Genomic DNA, 14,130 nt, shown 5'->3' with positions numbered 1-14,130 from the left:
TATAAACAGCCTGCAAGGGAGCCGAGAAATGACGAACGCAGTCGCACTTCCGGTCCGTTCGGATGTCACCGACAAAATTGTCCGCTCGGATGTCGCCGACAAACTCGCGGACATACTTTCTCCCCGAGTCTTACCATGCGACGTCGAATGGCCGGTGCGGAACGGCCCAGGTGAGTACAACCACGAGGGTTCCTCGACCCCGCACATCACCCTTAACTCCGACGAGCCCGGGATCCGCGGTCTGTTCAAATACCGTCCGGAGGCGGCTTTCCCGCTGAACGGGCTGGTGGAGGTGCTGCTGTTCAGGGAGAATTCCCTGTCGCGCGGTGAGCGGGAGCTGATCGCGACGTATGTGTCGGCGCTGAACGAGTGCCGGTTCTGTTTCTTCACGCACGCCGCCATCGCGGCCGCCCACCTGTCCGAGGGGATGACGTTGGTGGAGCAGGTCCGCGCCGACCTGGACGCGGCGCCGGTCTCGGACAAGCTGAGGGCCCTGCTGGTCATCGCGGCCGCAGTGCAGCAGAGCGGGAAGAAGGTCTCCAAGGAGGACGTCGCCGCCGCGCGGGCGGCGGGCGCGACGGACCTGGAGATCCACGACACGGTGCTGATCGCGGCGGCGTTCTGCATGTACAACCGCTACGTCGACGGCCTGGCCACGGTCGCCACCGACGACCCGGCGCACTATGCCGCGCGCGCGCAGCGCAGCGACGGATACCTGGCCGTGCTGACCGACTCGCTGAGCCAGAGCTGAAAGGAGGCCGGAGCCGGAAGGGAGGCCGGAGCGAGAAGGGAGGCCGGAAGAGGCCCGAATCTGAGGAGACCCGAGCGGGAGGGGAGGCCGGAGCCGGAGGAGGACCGACCTGAGAAGGCCGAGCGAGGAGGGAGGCCGGAGCGAGGAAGCCGGAGCCGGAGGAGGACCGAGTCGGAGGAGGACCGAGCGGAAGGAGGCTGGTGAGAGGCGTGCCCGTGCCCGGGAGAGACCGTGGGAGGGGCCGGGAGGAAGCAGGAGAAGGACCGAGGGAGGAGGCAGGGGAAAGCGGAAAACGGAAAGGCCGTGGAGGGGCAGGGAGGAAGGGAGGGAGCAGGAGGAAGAGCGTGGGAGGGACCAGGAGGAAGCAGGAGAAGGACCGTGGGAGGGCGTGGGAGAGGTGATGGAAGAGACGCCGGCCCAGAGGCCAGAGGCAGACCCGGCCGCCGCGGAGGTTTCGGCGCCGCCCGGAACATCCGGGGGCGACAGCCGGACGGCGGCGGGTCTGCCCGCTGTGATCGACCGGCGGCCGGGGTCAGTGCCGGACGGCCGCCGGGGCGGGGCGTGATCGGCCCATCCGGTTACGCGAAGAAGTCGTCGGTGCTGTAAAGGTTCTCCGGGTAGCTCCAGCGCTCGCTGATCCTGCCGTCGGCGATGCGGAAAACGTGGACGCCGCGGTCGTCCAACTGCCGACCGGCACGCTCTCCCCGGACCCGGACCGTCGCCATGGCGCGGTCATCGCCGGGCAGAATGGATTCCGGTTCGAAACGGACCGAACCGTCAGTCGTTTCGGTCAATCGCGCGAGATAACCCAGCACCTGGTCCTTTCCGCGATAGTCGCCGGCGAGGGGGCCACGGCCCGGAACGTGGAAGACAACATCGTCGGCGAGCAGATTGTCGCGGATGTGGTCCAGATCTCCCTTGGAGAGGGCGTCGTAGCTGTCACGGGCAAGGGCGATGTTGGGGTGTTCGGTCATGAATGCCCACCTTGTGGTAGCTGGGGTGTATTTGCGTGGCGTCGGTGACGCTACGCCTGACGGGCGGGGCCCGACAAGGGAGTGAGGACACACTTACCGTGGGGCCATATAGCTGTGTCGGACGTGCAGAATGGCGGGGCCTGCGGAAACGTGCGGTCGGGAAAGTGGCCGTTGACAGCCTGCGCCGATATGGCGATCATGAGCGTTTGACGGATGGTTTTATGCGCTGAGGCGGCGTGGAGATTCCTTCATCTCGCCGTTAGAGGACCATTTATGCTCAATATCACGCTTAAAACGGACGGGCCGATATTCAGAGGCGCGTTCCCGCGCTGTCCCGAGACCAGCCGCTCCGAGACCAGCCGTCCCCAGAGCAACCGTTCCGAGACCAGCCGCCCCCGCGGCAGCCGTCCGGCGGACGGGCCGGAGCGGGCGCCGCTCCGCGAGAAGGTCCCTCCGCCACGCGGCGAGCGGGCGAGGGGCTGAGAAACATCCACTGCCCGGCGGACCCGACCCCCGCGGAGGACAACCCATGGCGAGCCACTCAGGTGCGTTACCAGCCAGACCAGGTCTGGTCACCTCGATGAACACCGATTACCACCGGATCGGGCTGAACGTCTATCTGGTGATCGTGCTGGCGCACTGGGCCGAGCATGTGGCGCAGGCCGTACAGATCTACGTCATGGGCTGGCCGGTCCCGGAGGCGCGCGGTGTGCTCGGGGGGCCGTTCCCGTGGCTGGTGACGTCCGAGTGGATGCACTACGGCTACGCGCTGGTCATGCTCGCCGGCCTGCTCCTGCTCCGACGGGGCTTCACCGGGCGCGCCCGCACCTGGTGGACGATCTCGCTGGGCATCCAGGTCTGGCACCACCTGGAGCACCTGTTGCTGCTCCTGCAGGCGCTGACCGGCAACAACCTGCTGGGCAGGCCGGTGCCGACCAGCCTGATCCAGCTGCTGGTGCCCCGGGTCGAGCTGCACCTGTTCTACAACGCGATCGTGTTCGCCCCCATGGTGGTGGCGATGTGGCTGCACCGCAGGCCGAGCCCGGCCGAGCGGGCGGCGATGACCTGCCGCTGCGCCCCCGCCGCGGCCTGACCGGTGCGCCCTTCTCCCAGACCGTCGCCCCGTGAGACGGGGGCCGGCGACGACGTCGCCGGCCCCTGTCGGACGCTTCCGGCCCCACGCCGGGGGAGTCCGAGCCGACCGACAGGACCGCCCACGCCGTACGTGAGGCGTCCCGTTCCCTCGACCGCCTCGACCGCACAAGGAGTGCCCTTGCCACACACCGCTCTCACCACCGGCACGGCCGCGGCGGGGGGCCGGGGCCGATGACGACGACGGGATCCGGCGAGCACGTCCACCGCTACCTGATCATCGGCGCCGGGCCCGGCGGACTGCAGCTCAGCTACTTCCTGCAGCGGGCCGGCGCCGACTATCTCACCCTGGAGCGGGAGGAGGCCCCGGGAGGCTTCTTCCGCCGCTATCCGCGCCACCGCAGGCTGATCTCGCTGAACAAGGTCCACACCGGGGAGAAGGACCCGGAGATCAACCTGCGCTGGGACTGGAACTCCCTGCTCAACGACGCGCCCGGTCTGCAGTTCCCCCGCTACTCGCAGGAATACTTCCCGTGCGCCGAGGACATGGTGCGCTACCTGGCCGACTTCCAGCGCGAGCACGCCCTCAACGTGCGCTTCTCCACCCCCGTCGACCGGATCGAGAAGGTGGACGGTCTCTTCGTCGCGCACGCCGGAGGGCAGACGTTCCGCGCCGAATGCCTGGTCATGGCGGCCGGCTGGGGCGGCCCGAACATCCCCGACATCCCGGGGATCGAGCTGGCGGTGGGATACGAGGACATGCCGATCGCCCCGGAGGACTTCACCGGCCGGCGGGTGCTGATCATCGGCAAGGGGAACTCGGCGTTCGAGACCGCCCAGGCCCTCCTCGGCCACGCCGCCGTCGTCCATCTCGCCAGTCGGCATCCGGTCCGCTTCGCCTGGACGAGCAAACACCCCGGCGACGTGCGGGGCCAGTACGGCGCGCTGCTGGACAGCTACTGGTTCAAGACCCTGCACGGCGTGCTGGAGTGCGAGATCGACCAGATCCGGCGCGAGGGCGACCGGTTCAAGGTGGAGATCACCTACACCATGGCCGAGGACGAGAAGGCGCTGCTGGAATATGACGTGGTGCTGCGCTGCACCGGCTTCACCATGGACACCTCCGTCTTCGACCCCTCCTGCCGGCCCGAACTCGCCCCGAACGGGCGCATGCCGGCGATCGGCCCCGATTTCCGGTCGACGAACGTCGAGGGCCTCTACTTCGCCGGCACCCTGATGCAGGGCCGCGACTTCAAGGGCGCCTCCTCGGCGTTCATCGACGGGTTCCGCTACAACCTGCGGACCATGGCCCGGCTGCTCGCCGAGCGCTACGACGAGACTCCGCTCGAACACCGGGTGCTGCCGGTCGACCCCGACCAGCTGACGGCCACCATGCTGGAGCGGGTGAACTACAGCTCGGCGCTGTGGACCCAGTTCGAATACCTGTGCGACACGTATGTGGTCGACGAGGACACCGGGCGGATCCGGCACTACGAGGACCTGCCGGAGGACTACGCGGTCGGCCGGTTCGCCGAGCACGCCCTGTATTTCACCCTCACCCTGCGGTGGGGGCCCCGTGACCACGGCGACGTGTTCGCCATCCAGCGGCACCCGACCCCCGACCGGGCGGACGAGAGCGCCTTCCTGCATCCCGTCGCCCGGGCCTGGCGGCACGGGGAGATGGTCGCCGAGCAGCACCTGCTGGAAGACCTCCTCGCCGTCTGGCGTGACCCGGTCCGGCACGTGCAGCCGCTACGCGCGTTCCTGACCTCCCGGCTCCCCGCCGTCCCGGAGGCCGACCAGTCCCACGGCGCCGAGGCCGACCGGTCCCACGGCGCCGAGACCGATCGATCCCACGGTGCCGAGGCCGACCGGCCGCACGCCCCGGAGGCCGATCAGGCCCACGCCCCCGAGCCGTCCTGATCCACCAGGTGGTCGATCAGATGGTCGACCACGTCGGCGGGCCGCCCGCGCCTGTCGTGGGCCGCCCGCTGGCGCGCCGCCCCGGTGCCGGCGGCGCGCAGCCGCTCCAGCCGCCCGGCCACCGTCTCCAGGTCGCCGGTCCGCTCCAGGGCCGGGCGGATGTGCCGCAGCAACGTCTCGCACAGCTCGGCGGCGGGCACCAGGCGGCCGGTCAGCGGGTCGACGCCGTGGCCGTCCAGGCCGTCGCGGGCCGCCCGCCAGTAGGCCGCCCGCAGCAGCTCGGCCGACAGGGACGGGCCCGGGTCTCCGCGCTCCACCCGCTCCAGCGACACCACCACCAGCCCCCGCACCACGGCCGCGAGCAGCGCGGACTCCTCGGCCGTGGCGGGCACGTCGCTCACCCGCACCTCCAGCGTCGGCAGCCGCGCCGAGGGCCGGACGTCCCAGAAGATCGTTCCTGGGTCGACCAGCACCCCGGTGTCGGTCAGCGTGCCGATCAGCTCCTCGAACTCGGCCAGGGAGGCGAAGTAGGGGGGCGGCCCGGCCACCGGCCACTTCCCCCAGCTCAGCGTCCGCCAGCTGGCGTATCCGGTGTCGCGGCCCGTCCAGAACGGGGAGTTGGCCATCAGCGCGATCAGCACCGGCAGCCACGGCCGCAGGTGGTTGCTCACCAGCACCGCCCGCTCCCGGTCCGGCAGGTGCACATGGACGTGGCCCGCGCAGATGCTCTGCTCGTCGTGGAGCGCCCGGTAGGTGCCGATCCCCACCCCGTATCGCGGGTGGTCGGTGATCGGCGGCGGGACGACCTCGCCGAGCACCGGCGTGCCCGAGGCGACCACGGCCAGCCCTCCGTCCCGGGCCGCGGCGGACACCGCCGCCCGCATCCGCCGTAGCTGCCCCGCCAGCTCGGAGATGCCGGCGCACGGCAGCGTCTTGGCCTCCACCTGGAACCGGGTGATCTCGGTGCCCACCTGCTCGCCCAGCTCGGCGGCGGCGCGCTCCACCACGGCGGCGGCCCGCGGCGCCACCGCCCGCGTCACCGGGTCGACGACCAGATACTCCTCCTCCACCCCCACCAGCGGGCAGAGCGCGTCGAAGGGCGCTGGCTGCGATGAGTCCACGGTCGCCGTCATTCCTACTCCCGCCCGGGGCAGAGCGCCCGTGATTGGCAGCGTGCCTACGACGCCACGGTACCTATCCGATCTTGGTTCCCGGGTGCGAAGCGGCATCTCCGTCCGGTGTCGGCGGGCGGATCAGGGGGGCGTCGGGGTCCGCGGCGGGCCGGACCTCGAAGCGGTCGCCGTCCGGGAGCGTGACGATGACCGAGGAGCCCTGGACACCGACCGTGACGGCCTCGCGCAGCGCGCCGGGATGGACGGCATCGCCGGACAGCACGACCAGGGACACGTGGATCGAGACCCCGCCCGGATGGGCGGAGGTCCGCTCCCTGGAGGTGGACCCCGGCCAGCCCGGCCACCTCTACCTGTCCGGCCTGCCGGACAGCACGCTGACGCTGCGGCTGCCGGTCACCCGGCCGGACGTCGCGGTCCCCGTCGTCGAACTGTTCCTGAAGAGCTGAACCGGAGCCGCCCGGCTCCCGGCATGCCCGTGCGGCTCCCCGGCACGCCCGCACGGTCCGGGCCCGGGGAGCCGTACGGCTCAGGCGGGGAGGTCGCCCGCCGCGCGGATCAGGCCGGCGTATCCGGCCTCAAGGTCCTCGGGGAGCTCGTCGAGGGGGAAGAAACGCAGGTCGCTGTGCTCGTGGCTGAGCCGCAGCGCGGCCGGGCCGTCGACCGTGGCGCGCAGCGCGATGATGATCACTTTTCCGGCGTCCGCGATGCTCAGGATCTCCGCGCCGACGACGGGACCCACCACCACGTCGAGGCCGCTCTCCTCGCGCACCTCGCGCCGGACGACGTCCGCCAGGCAGACGTCGTCCTCCGCCGGCCAGCCACCCGGCAGCTCCCATTTGTCCCGCGGGTTGCGGCACAGCAGCACGCCGCCGTCCGCCAGCACCACGGCCTTGACCGAGGCGTGCATGAAGTACCAGCCGGTCCTGGCGTCGATCATGTGGCGGTCCTTCCGTCGGGGGGCCGGGTCCGGCTCCACGACATCAGGCGGGGTCCGCGAGATCAACCCGCCGCGCCACCGCCGCCCCCGCGCCGTACGGGCGAGGCCCTCAGCGGTGCCACGGCGGGCTCCCGCGGCCGGCGCGCCGTACGGGCGAGGCCCTCAGCGGTCGGCGGGCCCGACGGAGCCGGCCGCGAGCTCGGCCAGGTGCACCGCCCGCACGGCGGACCTCCGGCGGCGCAGGCCCTGTTCGAGCTGGCGGTAGCAGCCGGGGTTGACCACGGCCACGTAGTCGACCCCGGCCGCCTCGATCTCGTCGAGCTTGGCGTCGAGGATCCGCCTGCTGTCGCCGGGCCGGACGAGGGCGTAGCTGCCCGCCGCCCCGCAGCAGGTCCCCGCCGACGGCAGTTCGACGTATTCGCCCATCCGCTCCAGCAGCGCCCGGGGCTCGCGCCAGACGCCGAGGCCGTTACGCAGGTGGCAGGAGTCCTGCAGGGCGATGCGCGCACCGGTCCGGGGGAGCTCCCGGGCGGTCCCGGGGCCGTCCGCGCCGGTCCCGGGACCAGGCCCGGCGGCCTCCGCGCCGGTGCCGAGGACGTCCCGGCCGCTCCCGGCCGGATCCGCGCCGGTCCCGGAGCCGGGCCCGGCGGCCTCCGCGCCGGTCAGATACTCCGAGAGCTCCTTGACCCGGTCGCGGCCGAGCACGTCGGCCAGGTGGGCGGCGCAGCCGCCGGAGGTGGTGACGATCGTGCCGGGCAGCCGCTCGCCCAGCTCCACGGCCATCTCCCGGCCGCGGGCCGAGTCGCCGTTGTGCGCGTGCAGCGCCCCGCAGCAGCCCTGCGCCGCCGGGGCCGCCAGCTCGGGGTGGAGGCGCCGGGCGGCCCGGCTCACCTGCGGGTAGAGGGCGCGCTCGAAGCAGCCGAGCATCAGGTGCGGGCCGGAGGGGGCCGGGGAGGTGCGGGCCCGGCGGCGGAACAGGCCGGACCGGGCCGGACGGGTGCGGGCATGGCGGCGGAGCAGGCCCATCAGCCACACCCGCCGGCGGGCGTTCACCGCGAACATCAGCAGCCGGACGATCAGGGGACGGCGGCTGCCCTGCCACTGCCGGTCCCGCCACTCCTCGAGCAGCGCGCCGTACTGGACCCCGGCCGGGCAGACGGTCTCGCAGGCCCGGCAGCCGAGGCAGAAGCTCGACTCCTCCTGGAGCCGCAGGTCGTTGTCCGGCAGGGTGCCCTCCTCCAGGGCGCGCATCAGCGTGATCCGGCCGCGGGGGGAGGAGGTCTCGTCCTTGGTGAGCGCGTAGGTGGGGCAGGCGGGGAGGCAGAAGCCGCAGGAGATGCAGCGGTCGAGCAGTTCGGGGGTGAAACCGTTCACGAGCCCAGCTTTCCGGGGTTGAGGATGCCTGCGGGGTCGAAAGCGGCCTTGATCCGGCGGAGCAGCGCCATCTGGTCGGCACCGAGCCGCTCGGTGAGATAGGGGAGTTTGGCGGCGCCGACCCCGTGCTCGCCGGTGATGGTGCCGCCGAGCTCCATCGCGGTGCGGAAGACGTCGCCGAAGGCGCGGTGCGCGCGTTCGACCGCGTCGGTGTCGCCGGCGTCCACGACGCAGGTGGGGTGGAGGTTGCCGTCCCCCGCGTGGCCGAAGGTGGCGATCGTGAGGCCGTGCCGGTCGGCGATGGCGTCGATGTGGCCGACCATCTCGGCGATGCGCGGGCGGGGCACGCTGGCGTCCTCCAGGATCGTGACCGAGCCCAGCCGCGACAGCGCCGGCAGCGCGCACCGCCGGGCGGCCAGCAGCGCCTCCGACTCGGCCGCCGCGCCCGCGACGGTGGCCTCCAGCGCGCCCTCGCCGAGGCAGAGCTCGGCCATGCGGTCGAGATGGCGGCCGACGGTGGCGGCGTCGCCGTCGTCGCCGAACAGCAGCAGCGCCCCCGCGTCGGACCGGAGCCCGAGCCGGGCGTAGGACTCGACCGCCTCGATGCACTTGGCGTCCAGGAACTCCAGCGTCGCCGGGACGAGGCCGGAGCCGATGATCCGCGCCACGGCCCGGCCGGCGTCGGCCAGGGTGGCGAAGTACGCCAGGCCGGTGCCACCGGCCTCCGGGGCCGGGGTGAGCGCGACCGTCGCCTCGGTGATCACGCCGAGGGTGCCCTCGGAGCCGGTGAGCAGGCGGGTGAGGTCGTAGCCCGCGACGTCCTTCCAGAGCCGTCCGCCGGTGCGGATGACCTCGCCGGTCGCCAGCACCGCCTCCAGGCCGAGCACGTAGTTGCGCGTGACGCCGTACTTGAGGCCGCGCAGGCCGCCCGCGCACGTGGCGATGGTGCCGCCGACCGTGGCCACGGTCCTGCTGCCGGGGTCGGGCGCGTACAGCAGGCCGTGCGCGGCGGCGGCCCCGGCCAGTTCGGCGGAGGTGACGCCCGGTTGGCAGACCGCCAGCAGCTCGTCGGCGCTGATCTCCAGGATGCGGTCGAGCCGGGTCAGCACCAGCACGATGCCGCCGGTGAGGGGGACGGTGGCGGCGCACAGGTTGGACCCGGCGCCGCGGGGGACGACCGGGACGGAGCGGGCGCCGGCCAGCTTGAGGACGGCGGCCACCTCCTCGGTGGAGCCGGGGTGGACGACGGCGCCGGGCCTGGCGGAGAAGAGCGGGGTGGCGTCCCTGGCGTAGGCGGCGACGTCCCCGTCGGCGTGCCGTACGTGGTCCGCGCCGACGATCGCGCGCAGCTCCCGCAGCAGGGTGGCGTCCAGCGGCTCCCCGTGTGAGGCGGTGTTCATGGGCCCTCTCCTTGGCGTACGGCCTCCTTGGCGTACGGCGGTGTGATATCACATGATCGCCAACTGACCGCCGTCGATCACCAGCTCGGTGCCGTGGACGAACGCCGCGTCGTCGGAGGCCAGGAAGGCGTATCCGGCGGCGACCTCCTCGGCCAGGCCCGCCCGGCCGAGCGGGATGTGGTCGCGCTCGTAGGCGGAGACGAAGCCGTCGTCGAGCCCGGCCGAGATCACCGAGTTCAGCGGGGTGCGGATGTAGCCGGGGCAGAGCGCGTTGACGCGGATGCCGTGCCGGCCCAGCTCGACCGCCATGGTCCTGGTGAGCAGGAGCACGCCGCCCTTGGAGGCGTTGTAATGGGCGTAGTCCGCCTCCCCACCGAGCCCGTTGGTGGAGGACATGTTGAGGATCACCCCGCCAGACCCCTGCGCCACCAGGTGCCTGGCCACGGCCTGGGCGACCAGGAACATGCCGCGCAGGTTCACCGCGATGATCCGGTCCCAGTGGTCCGGGGTGATCTCCAGGAACGGCTCGCGCCAGGCGGTGCCGGCGTTGTTGACCAGCACGTCGAGGCCGCCCAGCACGGCGACCGCGCCGCCGACCAGCCGGGCCACGTCGGCCTCGGAGCTGACGTCGCCCGGCAGCCCGCTCACCTCCCCGAGCGGGGTCAGCTCGGCCACCGTCCGGTCGACCTCGGCCTGGTCCAGCCCCCCGATGACGACCCGGGCGCCCTCCTGGAGGAACCTCCGGGCGGTGGCGGCGCCGATGCCGCTGCTGCCACCGCTGACCAGCACCCGCTTTCCCGACAGTCCTCGCATGACGACCTTCCCCTTCAGCGCACCGCGCCGCGGGCGGCGACGCGTGGTTCGGTGACGGCCCGGCCGCCTTCGACGCCGTGGGCGACGTCGGCGCGGACCGCATCGAGGTCGATGACCAGTGCCGGGGTGTCGAGTTCGAGATACATCGGCGGGACCGTCCCTGTCGGCTGTACGGCGGATGTTGGTCGAAATTAGCATTAGTTCCGCAATACGGTCCAGCATTCTGTTATCCGGAATCTACCGGCCGTACTCGTCGGCGAGGTGTGCTCTGTAGCGGGTCGCGCCGCTCCGGCCTGGGTGTCCGCCGGGAGCGGCCGGTCCGCCGGCGTCTCGCCCCACTCCCCGGGCCGTGTCCCGCGCGGGGACCGGCTGGTCCGGCGCCCGGTCCGCGGTGCCTCCTGGGTGGTGCCCCGGGACGGCCGTTCTCATCTGGGATCTTTCCGCTGATGCTTGACAGTCGATCGCCCCGGGTGGTGTTCTGTCGCCAGTTCAGAACTGCATTCTGCGATACGGAATGAAATAAGGAGGGTGAATGAGACTCGGCACGGTGCGCGCCGGAGGGGCCCGGCTGGCCGCGGTGGAGCGAGAGGGGCTCTGGTACGCGCTGGACGTCCCGGCCGGCACGCCGCTGGAGGCGGTGCTGGCCGGGGGCATCGAGGAGACCCGGCGGCTGGCCGCCTCGGCGGCCGGGCCGATCGCGGACGCGGCGCCCGTGGCGCCGCTGCGGCCCGGCAAGATCGTGGCGATCGGGCTGAACTACCTGGACCACATCCGTGAGGCGGGGATGGACAGGCCGGAGCGCCCGCTGATGTTCGCCAAGTTCCCCTCCAGCGTGATCGGCCCCGGCGAGCCGATCGTCATCGACGGCGAGCTGACCGAGCGGGTCGACTGGGAGGTCGAGCTGGCCGCCGTCATCGGCGCGCCGATCCGGCACGCGAGCCCGGCCGAGGCGCTGGCGGGAGTGGCCGGATACACCGTGGCCAACGACGTCTCCGCCCGCGACCTGCAGTTCGCCGACGGCCAGTGGACGCGCGGCAAGAGCCTGGACACCTTCTGCCCGCTCGGCCCGGCCGTCGTGACCCCCGACGAGCTCGGCGACCCGCAGTCGCTCCGGCTGCGGACGGCCGTCAACGGCGAGACCGTGCAGGACTCCAGCACCGCGGAGATGCTCTTCGGCGTCGCCGAGCTGCTGTCCTACTGCTCCCGCGCCTTCACCCTCGAACCCGGCGACGTGGTGCTGACCGGCACCCCGTGGGGCTGTGGCGAGTTCATGGACCCGCGGCGCTCGCTCCGGCCCGGAGACGTCGTCGAGGTGAGCGTCGAGGGCATCGGCGCCCTGCGCAACCCCGTCGTCGGCAGGTGAGGGCATCGGCGCCCTGCGCGACCCCGTCGTCGGCAGGTGACGGCCGGCGGGCCGACCCCGTGCCGCATCCGACCTCTTGGACAGGAGTTTCTGTGAGACACGCACATCCGGCGGGCGGCGAGCTCCGGTGAGGGCCCTGGTGTTCACCGGGCCCGGCACCGTGGAGATGCGCGAGGTGCCCGAGCCCGAGCCGGGCCCCGGCGACGTGCTGGTGCACGTGGTCGCCTCCGGCATCTGCGGCAGCGAGCTGCACGGCGTCAAGACGCCCGGTTTCCGGGTGCCGCCGCTGGTGATGGGGCACGAGTTCGCCGGCCGCACGGAGGACGGCCGCCCCGTCATCATCAATCCCATCCTCTCCTGCGGCCGCTGCGACCTGTGCGCGCTGGGGCTGCGCAACGTGTGCCGGGAGCGGCGGATCGTCGGGGTGCACACGCCGGGCGCGTTCGCCGAGCGGGTCGCCGTGCCCGCCGGCGCGCTGGTCCCGCTGCCCGAGGGGCTCGACTGGACGGCGGCGGGCATCGTCGAGCCGGCGGCCAACGCCGTCCACGCCTGGGCGCTGGCCGGCGCTCCGGCGGGGGTGCGGGTGGGCGTCATCGGCGCCGGCGCCATCGGCCTGGCCTGCCTGCAGGTCGCGGTGGCGGGCGGGGCCGGGCGGGTCGAGATCGCCGACCGGTCCGACATCCGCCGCGAGATCGCGGGCCGGCTGGGCGCCGACGCGGCCGTGTCCACGCTGACCGGCGAGTACGACGTGATCTTCGACGCGGTCGGCGCGGCCGCCACCCACGAGCAGTCGCTGGCCCGCCTGCGGCCGGGCGGGGTCGCGGTCTGGCTGGGCCTGGCCGACAGCACCGCCGGATTTGACGCCGCCGATCTCGTGCGCGGCGAGAAGCGGGTGCTCGGCTCCTTCGCCTACCGCGACGCCGACTTCGCCGCCGCGGTGGACCTGGTCGGCGGCTGGGACCTGAGCTGGGTCGACACCTTCCCGCTCGCCGAGGGCGCCGAGATCTTCACCGCGCTGATGAACGGCCGCGCCACCCCCGTCAAGGCACTGCTCACCCCCTGAATCGAGGTATCCCATGGCCCGGATCGTCCTGGTGGGCGCCGGTAGCATCACCTTCGCCAAGAACCTGCTCTCCGACATCCTGACCTTCCCCGAGCTGACCGAGTCGACGATCGTGCTGCACGACATCGATCCCGCGCGGCTGGCCACGGCCGAGGCGATGGCCACCTGGATGGTCGCCGAGCTGGGCGTCGGAGCCAAGATCGAGGCGCACGCCGACCGCAGGGCCGCGCTCGACGGCGCCGACCACGTCATCAACGAGATCGCCGTCGGCGGGCTGGCCGCCGTACAGCGTGACTTCGAGATCCCCGCCCGGTACGGCGTGCGCCAGACGATCGCCGACACCCTGGGCATCGGCGGGATCTTCCGGGCGCTGCGCACCATCCCCGTGATGGTCGCCATCGGGCACGACCTCGCCGAGCTCGCCCCCGGCGCGGTGCTGTTCAACTACACCAACCCGATGTCGATGATCCCGTGGGCGGTCTACGCGGGCACGCCGTTCCGCAACGTCGTGGGCGTCTGCCACGCCGCGCGCGACACCCAGTCCACCCTGGCCAGGATGGTCGGCGTGCCGGAGGAGGAGATCTCCTTCACCACCGCGGGCGTCAACCACCAGGCGTTCGTGCTCCGCTTCGAGCGGAACGGGGAGAACCTGTACGGCCGGCTGGACGAGCTCATCGAGGCCGACCCCGAGCTGCGGCGCAGGGTCCGCGTGGAGGTGTACCGGAACTTCGGCTACTTCCCGACGGAGTCGAGCGAGCACGGCTCCGAATACCTGCCCTGGTTCCTCCCGCACGCCGACCAGATCGAGCACTACCGCATCCCGGTCGGCGTCTACCTGGACTGGCTGGCCGACGGCTTCGCCGAGTACGAGTCGCAGAAGCGCTCCCTCGACGCCGGCGAGGGCGTGACCATCGAACGCGGCGACGAGCTGGCCTCGCTGGCCATCCACTCCATGGAGACCGGCACCCCCCGCCTCATCCACGGCAACGTCCGGAACGGGGGGCTCATCGCCAACCTCCCCGCCGACGCCTGCGTCGAGGTGCCCTGCCACGTGGACCGGGCGGGGGTGCAGCCGACCAGGATCGGCGAGCTGCCCGCCCAGCTCGCCGCGCTCAACAGGAGCACGCTCAATGTGAGCGAGCTGACCGTGAAGGCCGCCCTGGAAGGCCGCCGCGACCACGTCTACCAGGCCGCCCTGCTCGACCCGAACACCGCGGCCACCCTGCCGGTCCACCGGATCCGCGAGCTGGTCGACGAGCTGATCGCCGCTCACGGGGACCTGCTGCCCGAAGGCGTCAGGGACTGAC

14 protein-coding genes are annotated in these 14,130 nt (G+C 72.4%); 7 read left to right on the top strand and 7 right to left on the bottom strand.

Features of this window, described 5'->3' with window-relative positions; translation table 11 throughout:
- Nucleotides 1-154 precede the first annotated feature (154 nt).
- Nucleotides 155-751: a carboxymuconolactone decarboxylase family protein gene (locus tag ACWDS7_RS02655; RefSeq protein WP_306862319.1), complete on the top strand. Its 597-nt coding sequence runs from the start codon at nt 155-157 to the stop codon at nt 749-751.
- 578 nt (nt 752-1,329) lie between these two features.
- Here ACWDS7_RS02655 and ACWDS7_RS02650 read toward each other — a convergent pair.
- Complete coding sequence (locus ACWDS7_RS02650; RefSeq protein WP_306862320.1) at nt 1,330-1,725, bottom strand: nuclear transport factor 2 family protein; 396 nt, start codon at nt 1,723-1,725, stop codon at nt 1,330-1,332.
- Between the two features lie 580 nt (nt 1,726-2,305).
- Between ACWDS7_RS02650 and ACWDS7_RS02645 the strand changes: the two genes are divergently transcribed.
- Together ACWDS7_RS02645 and ACWDS7_RS02640 are read left to right on the top strand one after the other, a co-directional pair.
- Nucleotides 2,306-2,818, top strand: a complete 513-nt coding sequence (locus tag ACWDS7_RS02645; RefSeq protein WP_306862323.1) for a hypothetical protein — start codon at nt 2,306-2,308, stop codon at nt 2,816-2,818.
- 233 nt (nt 2,819-3,051) lie between these two features.
- Complete coding sequence (locus ACWDS7_RS02640; protein ID WP_451927798.1) at nt 3,052-4,740, top strand: NAD(P)-binding domain-containing protein; 1,689 nt, start codon at nt 3,052-3,054, stop codon at nt 4,738-4,740.
- Here ACWDS7_RS02640 and ACWDS7_RS02635 read toward each other — a convergent pair.
- A complete protein-coding gene (locus ACWDS7_RS02635; protein ID WP_451927797.1) occupies nt 4,713-5,861 on the bottom strand; it encodes a carboxylate-amine ligase in 1,149 nt (382 codons plus the stop codon). The genes ACWDS7_RS02640 and ACWDS7_RS02635 overlap by 28 nt on opposite strands.
- A gap of 197 nt (nt 5,862-6,058) precedes the next feature.
- On the opposite strand from ACWDS7_RS02635, the gene ACWDS7_RS02630 reads away from it, so the two are divergent.
- Nucleotides 6,059-6,319, top strand: coding sequence for a hypothetical protein (locus ACWDS7_RS02630; RefSeq protein WP_451927796.1), 261 nt, complete (start codon nt 6,059-6,061; stop codon nt 6,317-6,319).
- 80 nt (nt 6,320-6,399) lie between these two features.
- Here ACWDS7_RS02630 and ACWDS7_RS02625 read toward each other — a convergent pair whose 3' ends face one another.
- The 5 genes from ACWDS7_RS02625 to ACWDS7_RS02605 all read right to left on the bottom strand — a co-directional run bounded on the left by ACWDS7_RS02625 (nt 6,400) and on the right by ACWDS7_RS02605 (nt 10,543).
- Entirely contained in the window at nt 6,400-6,810 is a 411-nt protein-coding gene (locus tag ACWDS7_RS02625; protein WP_451927795.1) for an NUDIX domain-containing protein, read from the bottom strand.
- Nucleotides 6,811-6,972: 162 nt separating this feature from the next.
- Nucleotides 6,973-8,184, bottom strand: coding sequence for a (Fe-S)-binding protein (locus tag ACWDS7_RS02620; RefSeq protein ID WP_451927794.1), 1,212 nt, complete (start codon nt 8,182-8,184; stop codon nt 6,973-6,975).
- Complete coding sequence (locus ACWDS7_RS02615) at nt 8,181-9,584, bottom strand: FAD-binding oxidoreductase (protein WP_451927793.1); 1,404 nt, start codon at nt 9,582-9,584, stop codon at nt 8,181-8,183. Before ACWDS7_RS02615 ends, ACWDS7_RS02620 begins: the two co-directional genes overlap by 4 nt.
- 48 nt (nt 9,585-9,632) lie before the next feature.
- Nucleotides 9,633-10,397, bottom strand: coding sequence for an SDR family NAD(P)-dependent oxidoreductase (locus ACWDS7_RS02610; RefSeq protein ID WP_451927792.1), 765 nt, complete (start codon nt 10,395-10,397; stop codon nt 9,633-9,635).
- Between the two features lie 14 nt (nt 10,398-10,411).
- Nucleotides 10,412-10,543, bottom strand: coding sequence for a hypothetical protein (locus ACWDS7_RS02605; RefSeq protein WP_451927791.1), 132 nt, complete (start codon nt 10,541-10,543; stop codon nt 10,412-10,414).
- A gap of 386 nt (nt 10,544-10,929) precedes the next feature.
- On the opposite strand from ACWDS7_RS02605, the gene ACWDS7_RS02600 reads away from it, so the two are divergent.
- The 3 genes from ACWDS7_RS02600 (at nt 10,930) to melA (ending at nt 14,129) form a co-directional block, all read left to right on the top strand.
- The gene (locus ACWDS7_RS02600; protein ID WP_451927790.1) at nt 10,930-11,760 is read left to right on the top strand and encodes a fumarylacetoacetate hydrolase family protein; all 831 of its coding nucleotides are present in this window, start codon (nt 10,930-10,932) and stop codon (nt 11,758-11,760) included.
- A 127-nt stretch (nt 11,761-11,887) separates the two neighbouring features.
- Nucleotides 11,888-12,823, top strand: coding sequence for a zinc-binding dehydrogenase (locus ACWDS7_RS02595; RefSeq protein WP_451927789.1), 936 nt, complete (start codon nt 11,888-11,890; stop codon nt 12,821-12,823).
- Nucleotides 12,824-12,836: 13 nt separating this feature from the next.
- Complete coding sequence (gene melA / locus ACWDS7_RS02590) at nt 12,837-14,129, top strand: alpha-galactosidase (RefSeq protein ID WP_451927788.1); 1,293 nt, start codon at nt 12,837-12,839, stop codon at nt 14,127-14,129.
- The last annotated feature ends 1 nt before the right edge of the window (nt 14,130 follow it).

It is taken from the genome of Streptosporangium sp. NPDC003464 (assembly GCF_053588315.1).
This window is presented reverse-complemented; position numbering and strand designations above follow the sequence as displayed.

Excerpts from the sequence above, each read along its gene's own strand:
- ACWDS7_RS02650 (WP_306862320.1), bottom strand. The coding sequence starts at position 1,725 with ATGACCGAACACCCCAACATCGCCCTTGCCCGTGACAGCTACGACGCC.
- ACWDS7_RS02645 (WP_306862323.1), top strand. The coding sequence starts at position 2,306 with ATGAACACCGATTACCACCGGATCGGGCTGAACGTCTATCTGGTGATC.
- ACWDS7_RS02640 (WP_451927798.1), top strand. The coding sequence starts at position 3,052 with ATGACGACGACGGGATCCGGCGAGCACGTCCACCGCTACCTGATCATC.
- ACWDS7_RS02630 (WP_451927796.1), top strand. The coding sequence starts at position 6,059 with ATGACCGAGGAGCCCTGGACACCGACCGTGACGGCCTCGCGCAGCGCG.
- ACWDS7_RS02625 (WP_451927795.1), bottom strand. The coding sequence starts at position 6,810 with ATGATCGACGCCAGGACCGGCTGGTACTTCATGCACGCCTCGGTCAAG.
- ACWDS7_RS02615 (WP_451927793.1), bottom strand. The coding sequence starts at position 9,584 with ATGAACACCGCCTCACACGGGGAGCCGCTGGACGCCACCCTGCTGCGG.
- ACWDS7_RS02610 (WP_451927792.1), bottom strand. The coding sequence starts at position 10,397 with ATGCGAGGACTGTCGGGAAAGCGGGTGCTGGTCAGCGGTGGCAGCAGC.
- ACWDS7_RS02605 (WP_451927791.1), bottom strand. The coding sequence starts at position 10,543 with ATGTATCTCGAACTCGACACCCCGGCACTGGTCATCGACCTCGATGCG.
- ACWDS7_RS02600 (WP_451927790.1), top strand. The coding sequence starts at position 10,930 with ATGAGACTCGGCACGGTGCGCGCCGGAGGGGCCCGGCTGGCCGCGGTG.
- melA (WP_451927788.1), top strand. The coding sequence starts at position 12,837 with ATGGCCCGGATCGTCCTGGTGGGCGCCGGTAGCATCACCTTCGCCAAG.